The sequence below is a fragment of the Arthrobacter sp. 10T413_2 genome (assembly GCF_056394205.1).
Genome location: NZ_JBFTHK010000075.1, coordinates 1 through 20,476, shown reverse-complemented (window position 1 = coordinate 20,476; position 20,476 = coordinate 1). Strand labels below are relative to the sequence as shown.

Below are 20,476 nucleotides of genomic sequence, written 5' to 3'. Positions count from 1 at the left end.
CCGGTGGTGGGCTCGTCCAGCAGGTAAAGGGAGTGGCCGCGCTGGGCCCGCTGCAGTTCGGTGGCGAGCTTGATGCGCTGGGCCTCACCGCCGGAGAGCTCGGTGGCCGGCTGGCCGAGGCGCAGATAGCCCAGGCCCACCTCGCGCAGCGTCTCCAGACTGCGCGCCGCCGCCGGTACCCCGGCGAGGAACTCCGCGGCGGCGTTGACGGTCATGCCCAGGACCTCGGCGACGTTCTTGCCGTGGTAGGTGACCTCAAGGGTCTCCGGGTTGTAACGCGAGCCGTGGCATTCGGGGCACGGGCCGTAACTGCCGGGCAGGAACAAGAGTTCCACGGCCACAAAGCCTTCACCCTGGCAGGTCTCGCAACGGCCCCCGGCAACGTTGAAGGAGAAGCGTCCGGCGCCGAAGCCCCGGGCCCTGGCCTGGTCCGTGCCCGCGAATTCCTTGCGGACCGCKTCGAAGAGTCCGGTGTAGGTGGCGAGGTTCGAGCGCGGGGTACGGCCGATCGGCTTCTGGTCCACCTTGACCAGCCGGTCCAGCCGGTCCAGCCCGGTGACCGGGCCAACACTGAGCGGCTCGGCGGACTCGCCGGCCTCGGACTCCAGGTCCTCGGGGGCTTTCGCCGCTGCGTCGGCCTCCGGATGGAGCCGGGCGCCGACGACGTCGGCGAGGACCTGGCTGACCAGCGTGGACTTGCCGGACCCTGAGACACCGGTGACAGCCGTCAGAACGCCCAGCGGGAAGGCCGCGTCGAGGCTGCGCAKGTTGTGCCTGCYGATGTCMCGCAGTTCCAGCCAGCCCGCGGCTTCCCGGCGGGCGCYGCCGTCGGTMGTGCCAGCGTCAGCCGAGCCGCCGCCGTCGTCCCTCGTGTCAGCGCCGCCGTCGGAACCTGCCGAACCATCCGGGAACAGGAACGGCCGGGTGACCGACGCGTCCACCTCGGCGAGACCGGCCACGGGACCGCTGTAGAGCACTTCGCCGCCGCCCTCACCGGCGCGCGGACCCACGTCCACTAGCCAGTCGGCGCGGCGGACAATGTCCATGTTGTGCTCCACCACGAACACCGAGTTACCGGAGGACTTGAGCTGGTCCAGGACCGCGAGCAGGGGCTCGGCGTCGGCGGGATGCAGCCCGGCGGAAGGCTCGTCCAGTACGTAAATCACGCCAAAAAGGCCGGAGCGGAGCTGGGTGGCGATCCGCAGCCGCTGCATTTCGCCGGGGGAGAGGGTGGGGGTGGAGCGGCCTAGGGCGAGGTAGCCGAGGCCGAGGTCCAGCAACACGGTGACGCGCTGCAGGAGGTCCCGGGTGATCGCGACGGCCACCTCGTTGCCCTCGGCGGAGGACTGTTTGCCGGGGGTCTGTTTGCGTGATGCTGTTCCGGCCTGTGTGAGCTCGGTGGTGGGGCKGATGATGTCCGCCAGCTCCGTCATCGGGACCGCGTTGAGCTCAGCAATCGTGCGGCCCGCGAAGGTCACAGCCAGGGCGGCAGGCGTCAGGCCGCTGCCGCCGCAACGCGGGCACGGGCCGGTTTCCATGAAGCGCAGCACCCGGTCACGCATCGTKGTGCTCTTGGAATCGGCCAGGGTGTGCAGCACGTAGCTCTTGGCGCTCCAGAACCKGCCCTTGTAGGGCTTGGCGACGCGGTCGCGCTGCGGCGTCACCTCCACCACGGGCTGTTCCTCGGTGAACAGGATCCAATCGCGGTCTTGTCTGGACAGCTTCCGCCAGGGCGTGTCGACGTCGTAGCCCAGGTGGGTGAGGATGTCGCGCAGGTTCTTGCCCTGCCAGGCGCCGGGCCAGGCGGCGATAGCGCCGTCGCGGATGGTGAGCGAGGTGTCCGGGACCAGGGAGGATTCGGTCACGGTGTGCGCGATCCCCAGGCCGTGGCACTCCGGGCAGGCGCCGGCGGCGGTGTTCGGCGAGAACGCGTCCGAGTCCAGCGGTGCGGCGCCGTCCGGGTAGCTGCCTGCGCGGGAGAAGAGCATGCGCAGCGAGTTGGACAGCGTGGTKAGCGTGCCCACGGTGGAGCGCGAACTCGGGGTGCCGCGGCGTTGTTGAAGCGCGACGGCGGGCGGCAGCCYGGTGATCATCTCCACCTTGGGGTTGTGCCCCTGCTGGATGAGCCGGCGGGCGTAGKGGGCCACGGATTCGAAGTAGCGGCGCTGGGCCTCKGCGTAGATGGTGCCGAAGGCGAGGGACGACTTGCCGGAGCCGGAGACGCCGGTGAAGGCGACGATCGCKTCGCGGGGCACATCCACATCCACGTTGCGGAGGTTGTTCTCCCGTGCGCCGCGCACCCGCACAAAACCGTCCGTGGGGCTCCCCGGAGCCAGATCCGGAACGGTGGGGCCGGGCAGATCGGAAGCATGCTGTTTACTGTGCATTGATTCGACTCTATCGGTGTCGGAGGGGTACGGGCACATCGGTGCGGGCATATCGGAGTGCGGGCATATCCTTACCGAATGGAAACAAACGACGCCGGCCCGGGCACCGGCACCCAAACCGCCGCCGGCACAGATGCGGCCGCTACCGGCCCTGACAGCGGCGAAGCCCCGGAGCTCACCGAGGCCGCCGAACTTGCCGAGATCCCCGAGGAAGCCCACGTACTCCCCGTCGCTGAACTGCACTTGCACATTGAGGGAACGCTCGAGCCGGAGCTGATCTTCGCGCTCGCCGAGCGCAACGGGATCCAGCTGCMGTATGCGGACCTGGACGAGTTGCGTTCCCGGTATGAGTTCACCGACCTGCAGTCCTTCCTGGACCTGTACTACGCCAACATGGCGGTGCTGCAGACCGAACAGGACTTCGCGGACATGACCCGGGCCTACTTGAACCGGGCGGCGCTCGCCGGCGTGCGGCATGCCGAGATCATGCTGGACCCGCAGGCGCACCTGTCTCGCGGGGTATCGCTGGAGACGTGTGTCAACGGCGTCGCCTCGGTACTGGCGGGATCGCAGGAGGAGTTTGGTATCTCCACCCTGCTGATCGCGGCTTTCCTCCGCGACCTCTCCGAGGACTCGGCCCTCGAGGTGCTGGAGCAGCTGCTCGCCTTGGACGCCMCGATTGCCGGCATCGGCCTGGATTCCGCCGAGGTGGGCAACCCGCCGGCGAAGTTCCAGCGGCTCTTCGCCCGGGCCAAAGACGCCGACCTGCACCGGATCGCGCACGCCGGCGAGGAGGGGCCGCCGTCGTACATCATCGATGCGCTGGACCTGCTGGACGTGGAGCGAATCGATCACGGCATCCGGTGCATGGAAGATCCCGAACTCGTGGAACGGCTGGTTGACGAGCTCATACCGCTGACCGTGTGCCCGCTATCCAACGTCCGGCTCCGCGCGGTGGACACCCTGGCCGAGCACCCGCTGCCGGCGATGCTCGCGGCGGGCCTGAACGTCAGCGTGAACTCGGATGATCCCGCGTATTTCGGTGGCTACGTGGACGACAACTTCGCCCAGCTGAAGTCGGTGATCGGCCTGTCMGAGTTCGACTGCGTCAGGATGGCCGCAAACTCAATCCGCTCCTCCTTCGCCAGCGACGAGCGCAAAGCCGAGCTGCTGGCCGAACTGGCGGCGTCCGGCGTCTAACACCACGGTTGCCCTATCACTTATGGTCGCTAAAACGGCCGGATAGGAGCCATAAGTGATAGGGCAACGGCGGTGGCGCCTAGACGTCGATCGTGCCCATGTTCGGGTAGCGTGCGCCGGCGGCGACGCCGGCCGGAGCGAGCTCATCCAGACGGTTGAGGTCTTCGGCGGAGAGTTCGACGTCGACGGCCCCCAGGTTCTCCCGCAGGCGGTCGCGCTTCTTGGTGCCCGGGATCGGAACGATGTGCGCGCCCTGGGCCAGCAACCAGGCCAGCGCCAGTTGCGCCGGGGTGCAGCCCTTCGCGTCGGCCAGTTCCTTGACCCGGTCCACCAGCTGCAGGTTCCGGGCAAAGTTCTCGCCCTGGAAACGCGGGGAGTGCCGGCGGAAATCGTCGGCCGCAAAGTCATCGGGGCTGCGGAATTGTCCGCTCAGGAAGCCCCGGCCCAGCGGGCTGTAGGGGACAAAGCCGATGCCCAGCTCGGCGAGGACCGGGAAGACCTTCGTCTCCGGCTCGCGTTCCCAGAGTGAGTATTCGGTCTGCAGGGCGGTGATGGGGTGCACCGCATGGGCCCGGCGGACGGTGTCGGCGCTGGCCTCGGACAGGCCAAGGTGCCGGACCTTGCCGGCCTGCACCAGCTCGGCCATGGCTCCGACGGTGTCCTCGATGGGGACGGTCTTGTCCACCCGGTGCTGGTAATACAGATCGATGTGGTCCACGCCCAGGCGCTGGAGGCTTGCGTCGCAGGCGGCGCGCACGTAATCGGGGGAGCCGTTAATGCCCACCCAGGATCCGTCGGCCCRGCGTTSGTTGCCGAATTTGGTGGCCAGGACGACTTCGTCCCGTCGGCCGGCGATGGCCCGGCCGACGAGCGTCTCGTTCGTGAAGGGGCCGTACATGTCCGMGGTGTCGAGCAGGCTTCCGCCRGCGTCGAGGAAGGCCTGGATGGTGGCGATGGACTCGTTGTCGTCGCCGTGGCCGTAGAACTCGCTCATGCCCATGCAGCCCAAACCCAGGGCTGAGACGGTKAGCGAACCGAGCGTGCGGGTTTCCATGGAAATCTCCTCAAAAAGAACGGCGGGGGCGGCCTCCGGCACCGGATCCGGCACCGATCGGGCATCTGACAGGGCGGCCGGACGGCGCGCAGGGGGCAGACCGCCACTCTAGGCCCATCGGGCGAGCGGCACAACGGAACAGTGGCCGGCCCGGTTCACCCTCGCCGGAGGATGCGCCGGGCGGCGCCGAACGGCAGAGTGCACGTATGACGAAGACTGGACAGCGGCGCGTCGGATGGCTGCGCGGGGTGATGCCTGGACTCGACGTCCCCGCCACGTACCAGAAGGACTGGTTCGGCAAGGACATCATCGCCGGAGTCGTCCTGGCGACGTTGCTCGTTCCCCAAGGCATGGCCTATGCGGAGCTGGCAGGATTGCCTACGATTACCGGGCTGTACACCACCATCCTCTGCCTGCTCGCCTATGCGGTCTTCGGCCCGTCCCGCATCMTGGTGCTGGGACCTGACTCTGCGCTCGGTCCGATGATTGCCGCGACGGTCCTGCCGCTCATCGCCTCCGACGGGGACCCGCAGAAGGCGGTGGCGCTCGCGTCGATGCTCGCGCTCATGGTCGGCCTCATCATGGTCCTGGCGTCAGTGGCCAAGTTCGGCTTCATTGCCGACCTCATCTCCAAACCCACCATGATCGGCTACATGAACGGCCTCGCCCTCACCATCCTGGTGGGCCAGCTCCCGAAGCTCTTCGGTTTCAAAGTGKACAGCGATACCTTCGTCGGTGACTTGGTCGGCTTTGTTCAGGGCGTGGCCAACGGCGAGACAGTGGTCGCGGCCGCTGCAGTCGGCATCGCCGGGATCGTGCTGATACTTGCCCTGCAGCAGTGGCTGCCCAAGGTCCCGGCCGTGCTCGTCATGGTGGTCCTCGCCATTGTGGCGACCACCATCTTCGATCTGGCGAGCCGGGGCGTCTCCCTTGTCGGGGAACTCCCGCGAGGCTTCCCGCCGTTCACCATTCCCCGCGTGGAGCTCTCGGATATCGGACTGATGTTCGCCGGAGCACTGGGCATCGCGCTCGTGTCCCTGACGGACACGATCTCGAATTCGTCGGCGTTCGCGGCACGCTCAGGCCAAGAGGTACATGGCAACCAGGAGATGATCGGCATCGGTGCCGCGAACCTCGCCGCGGGCTTCTTCCAGGGCTTTCCGGTGAGCACGAGCGGCTCCCGGACCGCCGTCGCCGAACGTTCCGRCTCTAAGACCCAGCTCACGGGTGTAACGGGCGCCGTGCTGGTGCTCCTCATGCTCGTCMTGCTTCCCGGGCTGTTCCGCAACCTGCCGCAGCCCGCTCTCGCGGCCGTGGTGATCACCGCATCTGTCTCTCTGGCCGACATCCCCGGGACCGTGCGTCTGTGGCGCCAGAGCAAGGCCGAGGTCAGCTTGTCGCTCGCAGCCTTCCTCGGGGTTGCGTTCCTGGGTGTGCTGCCCGGCATCGGCATCGCCGTCGGGCTGTCCATTCTCAACATCTTMCGCCGGGCATGGTGGCCCTACGAGACGGTGATAGGGCGGGTGCCGGGATACGAGGGGTTTCACGATGTGAACTTCCACCCCGACGCGAAGCATCTGCCCGGCCTGGTGATCTACCGCTGGGACGCACCGGTGTTCTTCGCCAACGTCAAACCATTCCGCGACAACATCCGTCAGTTGGCCCGGACCGAACCCAAGCCGCGGTGGATCCTGCTCGCGGCCGAACCGATCACGGACGTGGACACCACCGCCGCGGACGTGCTGATCGAGCTGGACCGCGAACTGGATGCGCAGGGCACATCCCTGGTGTTTGCCGAGCTCAAACACCGGGTCAAGGAGAAGATCGAACTCTACGGGCTCAAACAGKAAATAGATCCACACCATTTCTACCCCACCCTCGACGCTGCGGTGGCGGCTTACGTGGCTCTGACCGGGGCTACGTGGAGCACGGAGGACTGACCGGGGGCTGACCCCGCATTGCTTTGCTACTCACGGGTACTGGTGAGTCGATGCCCCGCGCGCCCCGGTCGGCGCTGTCATAGTGGGTCACGACACATAGAGTTAACAGATCCCGCTCGCAAAAACCAACGTTTCCTTGGCAAAATGCAGGTGGATCAATTGCTTCTAAAGGAGACCCATGGGCGCGAACACCGCGGAAAACACCAACCTTCGGCTTAAGGCCGTGCTGGATGTCCTGGCAGAGGAGGTATGGACCKGCGAAAAGCTAAATGCCGGAKCCGTCCTGAGCGAGGCCATCGTGCGGGTGCCCCTCAATGACCACGAACGTGAACTGCTGAGCGGCGGGATTCCCCGCGGCCACAAGACGCTGACCTCTGCCACGGCCAAGCTGGTCAAGGCCGGCTGGCTGGTCAAGGGCCGCTCCGGCTGGTCCATCACCGACGAYGGCCAGCGCGCCACGGTTGCTTTCGCCGAGCCCGGCGCCTTCGCCGAAGCGCTCGATGCCGGTACGCCGGTTCCGGCCGGCACCCCGCTGCCGTCTGCGCCGGCAGAAAGGCCCGCGGCGAAGACTCCMGCCAAGACTGCTGCGAAGGCCACAGCAAAGACCGCAGCGAAGGCCGAGAAGGCGCCGTCGACAGCCGGCAGGGTAGCTGACAAGGCTGCGAAGCTCGTCGAGGAGGCCGTTGCGCCCGTCGCCAAGGCGGTGCGGAAGCGCAAGCCCGCTGCCAAGGCCCCTGCGGCAGAAGCCCCGACGGCCGTTTCRGCAGCTCCGGCGGCGGAAGCACCGGCCGTCAGCACCGAAACCATTGAACAGCCGGAAGCCGTCGCGGTTGCCGGCGACTTCAACATCCTGCTGGGCGCACCGGCCAACTGGGCGCCGCAGTATGACGAAGTCCAGATGGAACTGGACCTGGTAGACCAGCTGTGGAAGATCGCCGCGGACATTCCCGCCGGCTTCTACACCTTCAAGATCGCCCTGAACCGCTCGTGGGACGAAAACTACGGCGCGTTCGGCACCTTCGACGGCCCCAACCACGAGGTCCACCACGACGGCGGCGTCCTGGTCATTCAGTACGACCACCGCACCCGGGACGTCGTCCTGCCGTAGGCCCAGCCCCCAGCGTTCTGCCGACGCGCAAATGACCCTGCGATGCCTGAATTCCGGCATCGCAGGGTCATTTGCGCGTCGCGGGCGGAATTGCGCATCCTGAGCCTGCCGGGGGACCCCGGACCGGCCTAGCATTGCCTCGTGGACACGGTTGAAATTGCGGGTCTGAGGATCCGGTACCAGCGTGCGGGCCAGGGGGCGCCGCTGGTCCTGTTGCACGGTGCTTACGAAGACAGCCGGATCTGGCGGCGGCAGCTCGACGCGCTCTCGGATGAATTCACGGTTTTTGCCTGGGACGCACCCGGGTGCGGGCGCTCCGACGATCCGCCACCGGACTTCACTGGAAAGGACTTGGGCGACGCCCTGGCCGGATTTCTGCGCGAAGCAGTGCCCGGCAGGCCGCACGTCCTCGGACTGTCCATGGGCTCCGGCATTGCCCTGGAGCTGTACCGGACTTACCCGTCAGTCCCGGCGTCGCTGCTGCTGGTCTCGGCCTACGCGGGCTGGGCGGGATCCCTGCCGCCCGAGGAAGTCGAACGCCGCTACGCGCAGGTGCTGGCCGAACTTGAGCAGCCGCCGGAACAATTCATCCCCGTGTGGCTGCCMACGTTGTTCACCGACCGTGCCGATCCCGCGGTGGTGCAAGAAGTCAGCGCCATCATGGCCGACTTCCATCCCAGCGGCATGCGGGCACTCCTAAACGCGAACGCACACGCCGACTATCGCGATGTCCTGCCGACCATCGCGGTGCCCACGCTGCTGCTGTACGGCACGGAGGACGTCCGCTCGCCGCTGAGGGTGGCCCGCGAGATKCATCAGCGGATCCCGGGCTCGACTCTCGTGACGATTCCCGACGTCGGGCACATGGCGGCCGTCGAGGCGCCGGACGTCTTCAACAGGGAAGTGCGAAACTTCCTGCACGGGATTGCCGGGTGAGCCAGCCCGAGGATTGACGCTAGAGCCGGGTGATGCCCATCAGAACCGGGTTGGGTCCGGCCGCGGCGGCATCGGGCCTGGATCCGGAATCGGGAGGGGATTGGGCGTCGGGAACGGACCCGGTGCTGGAGACGGCGTGGGCGCCGGTCCTGGCATCGGCTCGGGCCCCGGCTCGGGCCCAGGAACCGGCGGGGGCGTGATCGGACCGGGTTCGGGCGGGAATGGATCCCCGGGCTCCKGCGGCGGCGTCGTGGGCCCCGGTTCCGGCGGAAACGGATCGGGTTCTGGTGTCGGAGGAATTGTCATGTCGGGCTCCCTCACTCTTTGTGGATGGTGTGTGTTGCGCCGGACTTCCGGTCCGGGGTCTATCGAGCCGGCCGTGCTGCTCCGGCGCGTAGGACTTTCAGCTCCCAGGGCCGGAGATGCAGTAGKGGCACCGCGGCATCTGCAGGGTAGTTTCCCAGGACCAGTTCCGTGCCGTCCGAAACAGCTGGARCATCAACAACCGCGTCGTCGAGCGTTACCTCCTGGTCCTGACCGGAAAAGTTGCCGAGCACCAGGAACGTGGTATCCGGCAGCGACCGGACGAAGGCGTAGACTTGGGGGTCATCMGGCAGKAGCATCGTGAAGGTCCCGTGCGAGACCACCCGCTCAGCATGCCGCAGCGCTATCACCTTGCGGTAGAAGCTGAAGACCGAGTCCGGGTCGTCCACCTGGGCGGCGGCGTTGATGTGGTTGGCGTTCGGATTCACCGCGATCCAGGGAGCCCCGGTCGTGAAGCCCGCGTGCCGGGAGGCGTCCCACTGGACCGGGGTCCGCGCGTTGTCCCGGTTGAGGGGCGCGAGGGCGGCGAGGACCTCGGCGTCGGTGTGGCCGAGGTGACTGGTGGCCTCGCGGTGGTGGTTGAGGACCTMGATGTCGCGGTAGTCGCTGATCGCACCGAAGGTCATGTTGGTCATGCCGAGTTCCTCGCCCTGGTAGACATAGGGCGTGCCGCGGTGCAGGTGCAGGATGCCGGCCAGCATCGTGGCGGACAGCTCACGGTACGTGCCGTCGTCGCCGAAGCGGGACACGGCCCGGGCCTGGTCGTGGTTGCCCCAGTACAGGCTGTTCCAGCCGCGCTCGGCCAGGCCGTCCTKCCAGCGTCCCAGGGTCTGCTTCAGCTCGGTGAKCAGGAGTTTCTTGGGCCGCCACTTGTCGCCCTCTTCCTGATCCAGCGCCACGTGCTCGAACTGGAACACCATGTCCACCTCGGCCCGGGCCGGGTCTGTGAACAGGACGGCTTCCTCCACCGTCACGCCGGGCATCTCGCCGACGGTGAGGAGTTCTCCGGTGCGGCCGGCGAAGACTTCCCGGTGCATCTCCTGCAGAAACTCGTGCATGCGGGGGCCGTCGATGTAGAACGGGGTGCCGTCKCCGTAGAGTTTGCCGTCGCCGCGGGGGCCGTCCGGGAGAGAAGTGTCCTTGGAGATGAAGTTGATGACGTCCATCCGGAAGCCGTCCACGCCCCGGTCCAGCCACCAGTTCATCATCTCGTAGACCGCCGCACGGACTTCGGGGTTCTCCCAATTCAGGTCCGGCTGCTTCTTCGAAAAGATGTGGAGGTAGTACTCCCCGGTGGCCTGATCGAACTCCCATGCGGGCCCGGAGAACGCCGAGCCCCAGTTGTTCGGCTCCGAGCCCGTGCCCGGTACGGAGCCAGCCTCGGCACCGGTCTCCACGCGCGGCGGCCGCCACCAGTACCAGTCCCGTTTCGGGTTGTCCTTCGAGGAGCGGGATTCCACAAACCAGGGGTGTTCGTCCGAGGTGTGGTTGACMACGAGGTCCATCACCAGCTTCATGCCCCGCGCGTGCAGCCCGTCGGTCAGTTCCCGGAGCTCCTCCAGCGTGCCGAAAAGCGGATCGACATTGCGGTAGTCGCTGATGTCGTAGCCGTTGTCGTCCTGCGGCGAGGTATAGATCGGGGACAGCCAGACGACGTCGACCCCCAGGCGCTTCAGGTAGTCCAGTTTGCTGATGATGCCGCGGAGGTCGCCGATGCCATCGCCGTTGGAGTCGGCGAAGCTGCGCGGATAGATCTGATAGACGACGGCGCGTTGGAACCAGTCGCTTGACGTCGCCTTAGGTGCTTCCGCGGGGGCTTGTTCAACCGTCATGGGACTCCTCAGCTGGTCCGGCAGGCGATGCGGGAGAGCGCTGTTGCTGCCCCCGCCAACGTCTGATTATTGATCAGTTGACGGGGGCAGGGAAGACCTTGCCAGTATTGCGGCCGGGGCCGGGGTTAGTTCTGCGAGGCGATGGCGTTGTCGCGGTCCTCGAAGACATCCTCGCCGGGACCGGAGAAGGCCTTGGAGCGCTGGATCGCCTCGATGGACCCGGTGAACAGCTGGGAGTCGTGGGGGTCCGGGTGCCGGTGGTGCTCGTCCGCGGCGGAGACAGTGCCCAGGCGCTGGGGACCCGTCCCGGCGTCGKAGGCGTCGGAAGCAATGGAAGCGGTGGCKGCCGAAGGCAGCCGTTCGAGGCGCACGTGGGGGAGCGCCGTCGGGTGGTCCTGMTGCAGGAAGAGCACGAGTTCCTCACGGATCAGGCAGCGGAGGTCGAAGAGGGAAGCGCTGTCCGCGGCGCTGACCAGGATGCGCACCCGGACGAAGCCGGCGGTGGCGTCGGTGATCTGCAGGATGCCCACGCGCTTGTCCCACAGCGGGGTATCGGCCAGGACCTTCTTGAGTTCGGCGCGCATCGCTTCGACCGGTGCGCGCCAGTCGAGGTCGAACTCCACGGTGCCCATGACTTCGGACTGCCGCCGGGTCCAGTTCTCGAACGGGGTGGTGGTGAAGTAGGTCGAGGGCAGGATCAGGCGGCGGTCGTCCCAGATGTGGACCACCACGTAGGTCAGGGTGATTTCCTCGATCCGGCCCCATTCCTTCTGGACCACCACAACGTCGTCGACCCGGATCGCGTCCGTGAAGGCGAGTTGGATGCCGGCGAAGACGTTAACCAGCGAGGTCTGCGCGGCGAGGCCAGCGACGATCGAGATCACGCCCGCGGAGGCCAACAGCCCGGCACCCAGAGCTTGGATCGCGGGGAACGTCAGCATCATGCTGCCTAGGGCCACCACCACGATCAGGGCGACGCCGATCCGCCGGGCCAGGATCACCTGGGTGCGCAGCCGGCGGGCGCGGCGGTTGTCCGCGACATCCACCCGGTACCGGGTCAGGACCATCGCCTCGACGATCAGCAGCATGGCAATGGCCAGCCACGCCAGGGACGCGATGAGCGCAATGAGCAGCAGATGGTCCAGGGCGTGGCGCCATTCGAGGTCCCCGGTGGAAATGGCCAGCGCGATCCGCACGGCGATCAGGCACAGGGAAAAGCGCAGCGGCAGCCGGGCCACGCGGGAGGTCTCGCGTAGCTCGGGTTTGCTGCGGTTGAGCCGGAGCACAATCTTGCGCACCAGCCAGGACAGGACGAGTCCGGMAACCACGGCGAGGGCCATGGCCAGGAACGGCATTGCTTGTGTCAGGAACTCTTGCATTACTTAAGCTCTAGCAAGCTTCCGTGGCCAACTGAAATCGGCAGAATGTCAACGTGCGTCCCGTCACGCCGCTGCGGGTGGTGGCGCCATGCCGCGTCACTCGATTTCATTCGGMGGCGCCACGGCCGCACCGGGCCCGGTTCTGTGGCCGCTGCGGCGTGGAACGGCGTGGCCGCCGCGGGACTTTCGGCTCTGGTTTCTGCCGCCCGGCGATCGAGAATGGTCGAACCACTTGAATCCCAGGGGGAGGGTGACATGCGTCGACTTTCGGCACTCGGCACGGCGGCAGCGGCTGGCGTCTTGGTTGCGGCGCTGCTCGGCGCATGCAGTTCGCCCTCCGGTTCTGGTTCGACGTCGCCAACCATGCCGACCGTGCCGCCTTTGACCTCCGCGCCCGCCAGCAGCGGCGMCGGCGATACCGCGCCGACTGAGCCGTCGTCGGCACCGGAAACGCCCGCGCCGACGGCGGSGAACTGGCAGACCCTCAAGACGCCGGACGGGAAGTTGCAGTTCGACCACCCGGCCGAGTGGACCATCAAGGACCGTGGCGCCGAGGCCACTCCCGGCGGGGTATTCMTCGAGGTCCTCAACCCGGGCGGCAAGTCGCTGGCCACGCTGCGGACGAATGTGGCCACCAGCGCCGAGTGCACACCAAGGATCCCGTACTCCGTGCTCGACTTCGTTCCCGTGCCCGCCCTGGCCCAGCAGGGGGTCACTCCGCACTTCATCTTTGAGCTGCGGCTCTATCCGGCCGAGAAGGACCCCACGAAGGCCAACGTCATGGCGTACGGCCTCAGCTCGGCACCCAAACCGGCCGGCCCCGATGCCTGCCCGATCTTCCACTACTTCACCTGGCCCCCCGGCGGAGCATCGTTCGGCGGCGTCTACAACCCCTTCGACACCACCCCCGGCAACGAKCCCAATGTGGACACTCCGGAGGCGTACATGAACACCGCCGAATACCAGAACGTCAAGAGAATGATCACCTCGCTGCGGCCGGCGGGGCAGTAGAGGCGGCCGGGCTCGTGGCAATGGGGATGAAGGGACGGGYGGCAGCGTCTTCCGCCGGTTCTGCAGCGGCTCCGGCAGCGGTTCCCGCTCCTGTACTGTCCGCGCTGACGGTCGCGGCCCTGTTGCTCGTCGGCTGCGGTTCGCCCGCTGGGCCGCCGGCGCCTTCCGGMGCTGCGACGACGGCAGGCCCGACGTCGGACACCGCGACGCCCGGAAACTCCCTTGGAAATTCACAGGCAACTGAACAGGGAACAGCGTCCGGGACCGCGTCGCCGGGCGCTTCATCGGCAACGCCGGGAAGCTCTCCGGGAACAGGATCGGGAACATCGCCGGGAACCGCACCGCCGGACGGCTCAGCGACGGCGTTGGGGCCGCCGTCGTCGGACTGGAAGACATTCACGACGTCGGACKGGACGCTGAGTTTCGACTATCCGGCCACCTGGTCCGTCAAGGATCCCGCCGGGCAGGCGCCGCTGGGAGGCGAATTCGTGGATGTTGTGAACTCCGCCGGGAAGCAGATGGCCGCGCTGCGCACCAACATCGTCACGGGCGCCGAATGTGGCGATCAGCAGCCCTACCTGCTGATCGATTCGGAGCCGATGCAGGCACTCACCGAACCCGGCTCGGCCGACCAGAACGGGCCACGCTACGTCTTCGAAGCACGCGGTGATTTCGGTGCGGCCGAAAGTTCTGCGTCCACCCTCGCCGCCTACGGAATCACCATGATGCCGCCGGAGACGGGGCCCACGGCGTGCCCGATGTTCCAGCTCTTCCTCTGGCCGCCCAGCGGCGCGCTATTCGGCCAGGCCTACAACCCGGCGAACAACACGACGCCGGGAGACCCCGGGCTGCCGTATCTGGAGAAGGCGAAACTCTACGCCACCACGGCGGAGTACCAGGACGTCCGGAAAATGATCACGTCGCTGCGTCCTGCAAAGGGTGCGGTGAGCGAACCGGCGTCGGGGCCGGCGCAATAGTCGGACGTCGACCGGACGACACTGCCGGACACKACCGGTGCCGGCCGCGACATAGCAGCCGGCTCAGACGTGGCTCGTGCACTATACAGCGGGCAGATGCCGTCGGCGACGGCTTGCCGGCTTCGATGAGGAGTTCTTGCTGCTGGGTTGCCCGCCCCACGGGGTGCTTCGGATCTCGCTGATCAGCCCGGTACCTGCGCACTCGCGCACGGCCATGATGCCGTTCGCCGCCTGGCGTTTGTCCTCAAATGCCCGGGAAATGGCCAACACGGTCCCGTCGCCGGCGAGGAGCCGGAACCGGACGTTGGATTCCGCGTCGGTGAAGATTTCGAATTGTCCAGCCATCGTCTTGTCCTTTCGGGCAGTTGTTGCTGCCGGGGAGGGTAAGAGCACTTCCTTGTGGTGTTGCCGGGTCTTCGACAAGCTTCCGCAGTGCCGATGGCCAGCCTTTCGCGGGCTGTATCTGCGGGAAAAGAGGCTAAGGTCCCTTAGTGTCTGGTGGGGAGACCAAATCCGTGAGGCCAAGCTGTAGGACGGAACCTTGCAATACCAAACCCGCAGGACCAAAGCCCGGTCCGTGCCGGGCGCTACATTGGGAGCATGACTGACAAGCACCCTGCGCAGTTTCCGCCGGATTCCGGGGAGCCCGTGCGGCTGAACGCGCGGGTGACCGGCGTGGTCCAGGCGGTCGGCTTCCGGTACTGGACCGTGCGGAAGGCCGAGGACCTCGGCCTGACCGGCACTGTCAGGAACAACGACGACGGCTCCGTGGGCATAGTGGCGGAGGGGCCGCAGCCTGTGGTGCTGGAGTTGCGGCGCTGGCTGCGCTCGTCGGAGGCACCCGGCCGGGTGGAGGACGTCCAGGAGTCCGTCTMGGCGGCGACGGGGGCGTTCACTAGTTTCCGGGTGGTGTACTGAGCGTCAGCAACCCGTGGCCCAGGACGGCTTTGCGGGATAGCGTCCGGTAGCCCTCGCGGTCGAACAGCACCGTGATGAGGTCGCCGTCGTGCCCCATCACCAGGCCTGGACCCCAGAGGGCATGCTCCACGCGGGAGTTCAGCGGGAAGGCCTCAGCGCCGGTGGCGGAAATGCCTGCGGCGGAAACACCKACTGCTGAAACACCGGCGGCGGCCCCGCCGGCGTGCCCGCCGTTGTGCTCCAAGAGCAGCGCGGTCCCTTCAGTGCAGGTGTCGCAGTTCCCGCAAGGTTCGGGCAGGTCCTCGCCGAAGTAGCCGAGCAGGAACTGGCGGCGGCAGCGGTGCGTTTCGGCATAGCTGCGGATCATCGCGATGCGGGACTTGTCCACGCGCTCGCGGGCTGCGGCGAGTTCGACGGMGCGTTCCACCACGCAGGCGGGCTCCGCCGCAGGGTCATACGCCACCTCCAGCCGGACGCCGTCGTGGTGTGCTGTGACGGCGCCGGTGTCCTGCAATTGGTTCAGCAGGCCGGTAATCCGCCGGGMGGGGAAGCCTGTCCACTCGGCCAGCGTCTGTGGCTGGAGCGGGCGGCCCGCCTCCCGCAGCGCGGTGAGGACCGCCAGCAGCGAGGCCTGGTCCGGGGTGTGGGTGGCGAAGTAGCGCCGCAGGCCGAGGTCCTCGGAGCGGTAGTGCAGCACTGCGACGGCGGGCTGCCCGTCCCGTCCGGCGCGGCCGATCTGCTGGTAGTAGCTGTCCAGCGACTCGGGGATGTCGGCGTGGATGACKAAACGGACGTCCGGCTTGTCGATCCCCATGCMGAAGGCGGTCGTCGCCACCACCACGTCMAGGCGGCCGTCGAGGAACTGCTCGTGGACGAGCTCCCGCTCGGACGAGGTGCGGCCTGCGTGGTAGGCGGCGGCGCGGAGGCCGTTCCGGGCCAGCCTTGCGACGTACTTCTCGGTGTCCTTCCGCTTGGCGGCGTACACCAGCCCGGGCCCGCGTCCGGGCTTCGCGGGGACCGGACCAGGGACGCCTTCTAGGAGGACTTCGGCGGCGTGCCGGGTGACGAGTTCGGTGACCTGGCTGACGACGGCGAGGCGCTTCTCCTGGTCCTCATGGTGGCGGTGCACCTCCAGACGGATGTTGGGCCGGTCGAAGCCGTGGACTAGGACCAGCGGGCCGGTCATGCCGAGGCGGGCCAGGATCTCCTCGCGCACCGGGGGAGAGGCAGTGGCCGTCAGGGCCGCGGTGGTCGGGTTGCCGAGGCGCTCGCGGATCTCGCCGAGCCGGAGGTAATCCGGCCGGAAATCGTGGCCCCAGGAGGAGACGCAATGGGCCTCGTCCACCACCAACAGAGCGATGTTGAGCGCCGCGATCCGCTCCACTGTGCTGGTCTTGGCGAGCTGTTCCGGGGCGAGAAAGAGGAACGCAGCCTCGCGGGTTTCCACCGCCTGCCAGGCGTGCTCCTGCTCCGCGGCGCTGTGGGAGGAGTTGACCGCGACGGCGACGGCCGGTCCMGCTGCGTCCCGCAACCCGTCCAGCTGGTCCTCCTGCAGGGAAATCAGCGGGGACACGACGACGGTGGGCCGCTGCTGCCGGCGGTGCAGCAGGAGGGCGGGGACCTGGTAGATGGCCGACTTCCCGTAGCCGGTGGGCATGACGGCGAGGACGTCCCGGCCGGTGGCGAGGGCGCGCATCCCGGTGAGCTGGCCCTCGCGGAGGTGCGCCAGACCAAAGGTGACGCCCGCGAGGTGGCGGAGGTCCGCGTCGTCGTTCACTGCAAGCTGGGGCACGGCAAGCTGGGGCGCCGGGAGCGCTGGAACCGGGGGCGCCGGGGCGTCCGGTACCGGCGGATCCGCGCTCGAAGCGACAGCCTCGGTCATGATTGCAGCTCCGTTGCAACAGTTGGCGGTKAGGCGGGGCGGCCATGGTGCGGGCCGTTGATTTCAGGGTAGGACCTGCCGCGAGAGTTACGAAACGTGCGAGGCGCTGATGGCTGGGCGCGTCCGGGCTGTACGGGGCAAAAGGCCCTCGGCAGGKAACCTCTTTCTGAGTAGGGTGGGCCCCATGCAGAAGATATCGCTCGATGCCCTTGCCCGGCAGCAGATTGCGGCTGCGGTGGCGGCCCCCAGCGGACGTGCGGCAGATACTGCGTTTGGCGGACATGAAAAAGTCCTCCGCCAGACCGTCATGGCATTCAGGGCGGGGACGCAGTTGAGCGAGCATCAGAACCCCGGCGAAGCGACCGTGTTTGTGCTCCGCGGCTGTGTCCGGCTTCGGGCTGGCAACGAATCCTGGCAGGGCAAGACCGGCGATCTGCTGATCGTGCCCGACGGGCTGCACAGCTTGGAAGCGGAAGAGGACTCGGCGATCCTGATGACCGTGGCCAAAATCAATACCTGACGGCACAGCCGCAGGCGGCGAGACCGGTCGATCGACGAGAGGCCGGATTACCGCAAGGAGCAGGATATGACTGTCATCCCTTTCGACGATGTCCCACAGACCCGACGGTGGTGGGCGAGGGCCGCTTACCTCGCGGTCGTCTGCGCGGCGCTCGTCCCGTTGGCGGCTGCKGGTTTGGCTGGCACTATCGCCCTGCTCCTGACGGGTGCCGGCGGCCTCGTGGTGACCGTGGCCGGGATCTACTGGTTCCTCATTAGCCGCGGGGTCCTGCGCTGGTGCGCGCTGGGGCTGGCGGTGCTTGCCCCGCTGGTTGTGTTGGTTCTGTTCATTCAAGCCGGCCTCCTATGGGAGGTCATGGTCACGGTCGGGCTCGTGTTCATTGGTTTGGTGTGTGCCCGCGCGGCCCTCCGGGAGAGCAGGGAAGGCTCAAAGATGCCCGAGTACCCCGCTCCCACCTGGCGGCATGCCTTCCTGGTGATGAATCCGCGTTCCGGCGGGGGCAAGGTAGTGAAGTTCGACCTCCAACGGAAGGCAGAGGAACTCGGCGCCGAGGTGGCGCTCCTCGAGGGCCCGGGCCCGGTGGATGTCGATGCGCTGGCCCGGCAGGCGGTGGAGCGCGGGGCCGATCTGCTCGGCGTCGCCGGTGGTGACGGAACCCAGGCGCTCGTGGCCGGCATTGCGGCCGAGCACAACCTTCCATTCCTGGTGATCAGCGCCGGTACCCGCAACCACTTCGCCCTCGATCTCGGGCTGGACCGGGAGGATCCGACCGGCTGCCTGGATGCTCTTCGCGACGGAGTGGAGCTAAACGTAGACCTCGGCAAGATCAACGGCCGCACCTTCGTCAATAACGCCTCCTTCGGCGTGTACGCGGAGGTGGTGCAGAGCCCGGAGTACCGCGAAGACAAAGCCGGCACCGTCCTGCAGATGCTTCCGGACCTGATCAAGGGGGACAAGGGCACGCGGCTGCGGGCCCAGATGGACGGCGTGACGGTGGACGGACCGCAGGCGGTGCTGGTGAGCAACGGCCCCTACGGCAGCAACGACCTCGCGGGCCTGGGCCGGCGGACCCGGCTGGACCGCGGCGTGCTCGGCGCGGTGACGATTTCCGCCGCGACCACCCGTGAAGCGGTGGGTCTCTTGCGCCGCGCGACCAAGCACGGACTGATTCAACGCGCCGCGGCCGAGGTGGTGGTTGACGCAGACGTGCCCGCCATCCCCGTCGGCGTGGACGGCGAGGCCCTGCAGATGAGCACGCCCGTGCGGTGCAGCATCGAACCCGGTGCCCTGCGGGTCCTGGTCCCGCGKAAACGTCCCGGCGTTCCGCCCGCCCAGCCGGCGCTGGACCTGGTCCGGCTCCGTGAGTTGGCGTGGGGGCACCCGGGCGCAGGGTCTACGGCGTCCGCGTCCTCGKCCCCGCAGGCCGAACGATAACGCAAGCACGTAAACGGGAGGCCCTCATTGAAATTCAGCGACGCCAGGCAGCTTATCCAGGTGAAGGCTCCCGTATTGTCCCGCCAACGGCGTGTTCTGGCTGGCGCCTACAACGTCGAGGAATACCGGAAATGGGCAAAGAAGGTCTTGCCGGCAGGGATCTTCGACTACCTTGACGGCGGATCTGAAGACGAGGTGACGCTCCGCCGCAACCGCGCCGTCTTCGACGCCTGGGCACTGATGCCCAGTTGGGGCCCGGTGTCCGGACCCGACACGACGACGACCCTGCTCGGAAAAGCCAGTGCCCTGCCGCTCACTTTGACCCCCACCGGGGCCACCCGGCTGTTCCACCCAGAGGGAGAGCTGGCCGTCGCGGCGGCCGCGGACCGGGCCCGCATCCCCTACGGACTGGCAGGGTTGAGCACAGTGGCCATGGAAACGATCGCAGAGCGCCACCCGTCCCTTGACCGCTGGTTCAACTTCGGGCTCACCTCCGACGCCCAGGCGATGCAGGACAAACTGGCGCGCTGCGACGCCGCAGGGTTCACCACCCTGATTGTCGGCGTCGATACGCGGGCGCTGGGATCCAGGGAGCGGGACCTGCACAACGGCTTCACCGCACCTCCCGCACTGACGCTGTCAACCATTGCGGACATCGCCCGACGTCCGTCCTGGTGGATCAACTTCCTGAAGTCGGACGGAATCAGTTTTCCCAATCTGGATCCGCGCAGTGCCGCGGCCACCTCTGTGGTTACCCCGTCCATGTGGCAGGACATCCTTGGCCACTCGGATGCGACCAGCGGATGGACGGAACTGGAAGCCTTGCGGCAGGCGTGGCACGGCAAGATCGTGCTCAAAGGCTGCGTCAACCCGGCCGACGTGGCGAAGGCCTCCCGTATTGGCCTGGACGCCGTCCAACTGAGCAATCATGGCGGACGCCAGCTCGACCACATGTTGAGCCCCATGGATGTCCTCCAGGAATCGCGGCAGCGGGTGGGCGATTCGATCGAGATCTATGTGGACTCGGGCATCCGCCGGGGGAACGACATCCTCAAGKCGTTGGCACTCGGAGCCGATGCCTGTGCKATCGGCAGGGCCTACCTTTACGGATTGGTGGCGGCCGGCTCACCGGGTGTCGGGCGCATCATTGAGATCCTCGCAGATGAACTCCGGCGTACGATGACGTTAGTGGGCGTTTCCAGCATTTCCGAGTTGAAAGCTCGAGGCGGGGAAATTCTTCGGGACATTCGTCATTCCGGAGAAATCMTTGAAACAAGAGCGTCAGGTGACACGAATTGATGAGTCCTGAACTAGCAGTTACGTAGTGCCCTTCMGCAGCGTTGCGGGAGCCTAGAGGATCTTTGAACAGCTAAGGAAACCATGCGCATCCGATACCTTCTTCCCGTTCTCACCATAGCTACGGCGATGTCCCTCTCCGGTTGTGTCAACAACAGTGAACCAACCCCCTCTGGAGGGGGATCCGGAACAGCAGACACGATCGACGTGAAAAAGAATGACGCCATTGCCGCGTCGCTTCCGGAGAAAATGAGGAGTTCCGGCGTGCTCAATGTCGG

16 protein-coding genes and 1 pseudogene are annotated in these 20,476 nt (G+C 67.1%); 11 read left to right on the top strand and 6 right to left on the bottom strand.

From position 1 onward, the window contains the following. Positions 1–2,387 (bottom strand): excinuclease ABC subunit UvrA (locus AC1DBQ_RS13180; RefSeq protein WP_476928926.1); only part of this gene is annotated, 2,387 nt, incomplete at its 3' end. A gap of 78 nt (positions 2,388–2,465) precedes the next feature. Between AC1DBQ_RS13180 and AC1DBQ_RS13175 the strand changes: the two genes are divergently transcribed. Continuing rightward, complete coding sequence (locus AC1DBQ_RS13175) at positions 2,466–3,587, top strand: adenosine deaminase (RefSeq protein ID WP_476928925.1); 1,122 nt, start codon at positions 2,466–2,468, stop codon at positions 3,585–3,587. A 79-nt stretch (positions 3,588–3,666) separates the two neighbouring features. Here AC1DBQ_RS13175 and AC1DBQ_RS13170 read toward each other — a convergent pair whose 3' ends face one another. Beyond that, positions 3,667–4,641 (bottom strand): aldo/keto reductase, encoded by a 975-nt coding sequence (locus AC1DBQ_RS13170; RefSeq protein WP_476928924.1) that lies wholly within the window; start codon positions 4,639–4,641, stop codon positions 3,667–3,669. Between the two features lie 206 nt (positions 4,642–4,847). Between AC1DBQ_RS13170 and AC1DBQ_RS13165 the strand changes: the two genes are divergently transcribed. The 3 genes from AC1DBQ_RS13165 (at position 4,848) to AC1DBQ_RS13155 (ending at position 8,625) form a co-directional block, all read left to right on the top strand. Continuing rightward, the gene (locus tag AC1DBQ_RS13165; protein ID WP_476928923.1) at positions 4,848–6,581 is read left to right on the top strand and encodes a SulP family inorganic anion transporter; all 1,734 of its coding nucleotides are present in this window, start codon (positions 4,848–4,850) and stop codon (positions 6,579–6,581) included. 178 nt (positions 6,582–6,759) lie between these two features. After that, positions 6,760–7,689: a pullulanase X25 domain-containing protein gene (locus tag AC1DBQ_RS13160; protein ID WP_476928922.1), complete on the top strand. Its 930-nt coding sequence runs from the start codon at positions 6,760–6,762 to the stop codon at positions 7,687–7,689. Between the two features lie 141 nt (positions 7,690–7,830). Continuing rightward, a complete protein-coding gene (locus AC1DBQ_RS13155; RefSeq protein ID WP_476928921.1) occupies positions 7,831–8,625 on the top strand; it encodes an alpha/beta fold hydrolase in 795 nt (264 codons plus the stop codon). A 365-nt stretch (positions 8,626–8,990) separates the two neighbouring features. On the opposite strand, the gene AC1DBQ_RS13150 is transcribed toward AC1DBQ_RS13155, so the two are convergent. After that, positions 8,991–10,781 carry a glycoside hydrolase family 13 protein gene (locus tag AC1DBQ_RS13150; protein WP_476928920.1) on the bottom strand — a complete coding sequence of 597 codons (1,791 nt, stop codon included), beginning with the start codon at positions 10,779–10,781 and terminating at the stop codon, positions 8,991–8,993. Positions 10,782–10,906: 125 nt separating this feature from the next. Beyond that, positions 10,907–12,160, bottom strand: coding sequence for a mechanosensitive ion channel family protein (locus tag AC1DBQ_RS13145; RefSeq protein ID WP_476928919.1), 1,254 nt, complete (start codon positions 12,158–12,160; stop codon positions 10,907–10,909). 504 nt (positions 12,161–12,664) lie between these two features. Between AC1DBQ_RS13145 and AC1DBQ_RS13140 the strand changes: the two genes are divergently transcribed. Next, the gene (locus AC1DBQ_RS13140; RefSeq protein WP_476928918.1) at positions 12,665–13,171 is read left to right on the top strand and encodes a hypothetical protein; all 507 of its coding nucleotides are present in this window, start codon (positions 12,665–12,667) and stop codon (positions 13,169–13,171) included. A gap of 488 nt (positions 13,172–13,659) precedes the next feature. Further along, the gene (locus tag AC1DBQ_RS13135) at positions 13,660–14,148 is read left to right on the top strand and encodes a hypothetical protein (protein WP_476928917.1); all 489 of its coding nucleotides are present in this window, start codon (positions 13,660–13,662) and stop codon (positions 14,146–14,148) included. Positions 14,149–14,229: 81 nt separating this feature from the next. On the opposite strand, the gene AC1DBQ_RS13130 is transcribed toward AC1DBQ_RS13135, so the two are convergent. Beyond that, a complete protein-coding gene (locus AC1DBQ_RS13130) occupies positions 14,230–14,493 on the bottom strand; it encodes a YegP family protein (protein WP_476928916.1) in 264 nt (87 codons plus the stop codon). Positions 14,494–14,748: 255 nt separating this feature from the next. Between AC1DBQ_RS13130 and AC1DBQ_RS13125 the strand changes: the two genes are divergently transcribed. Then, a complete protein-coding gene (locus AC1DBQ_RS13125; protein WP_476928915.1) occupies positions 14,749–15,066 on the top strand; it encodes an acylphosphatase in 318 nt (105 codons plus the stop codon). Here the strand turns inward: AC1DBQ_RS13125 and AC1DBQ_RS13120 are convergent. Then, complete coding sequence (locus AC1DBQ_RS13120) at positions 15,044–16,843, bottom strand: RecQ family ATP-dependent DNA helicase (RefSeq protein ID WP_476928927.1); 1,800 nt, start codon at positions 16,841–16,843, stop codon at positions 15,044–15,046. The two genes, AC1DBQ_RS13125 and AC1DBQ_RS13120, sit on opposite strands and share 23 nt — an antisense overlap. 289 nt (positions 16,844–17,132) lie before the next feature. Between AC1DBQ_RS13120 and AC1DBQ_RS13115 the strand changes: the two genes are divergently transcribed. The 4 genes and pseudogenes from AC1DBQ_RS13115 to AC1DBQ_RS13100 form a co-directional block, all read left to right on the top strand. Continuing rightward, on the top strand, positions 17,133–17,468 hold the full coding sequence (locus AC1DBQ_RS13115) for a cupin domain-containing protein (RefSeq protein WP_344364471.1): 336 nt from the start codon (positions 17,133–17,135) through the stop codon (positions 17,466–17,468). Between the two features lie 66 nt (positions 17,469–17,534). Beyond that, the gene (locus tag AC1DBQ_RS13110) at positions 17,535–18,902 is read left to right on the top strand and encodes a diacylglycerol/lipid kinase family protein (protein ID WP_476928914.1); all 1,368 of its coding nucleotides are present in this window, start codon (positions 17,535–17,537) and stop codon (positions 18,900–18,902) included. Between the two features lie 75 nt (positions 18,903–18,977). Next, positions 18,978–20,201: an alpha-hydroxy acid oxidase gene (locus AC1DBQ_RS13105; protein WP_476928913.1), complete on the top strand. Its 1,224-nt coding sequence runs from the start codon at positions 18,978–18,980 to the stop codon at positions 20,199–20,201. Positions 20,202–20,282: 81 nt separating this feature from the next. Continuing rightward, a pseudogene (locus AC1DBQ_RS13100) lies at positions 20,283–20,476 on the top strand (ABC transporter substrate-binding protein); the annotation flags it as partial.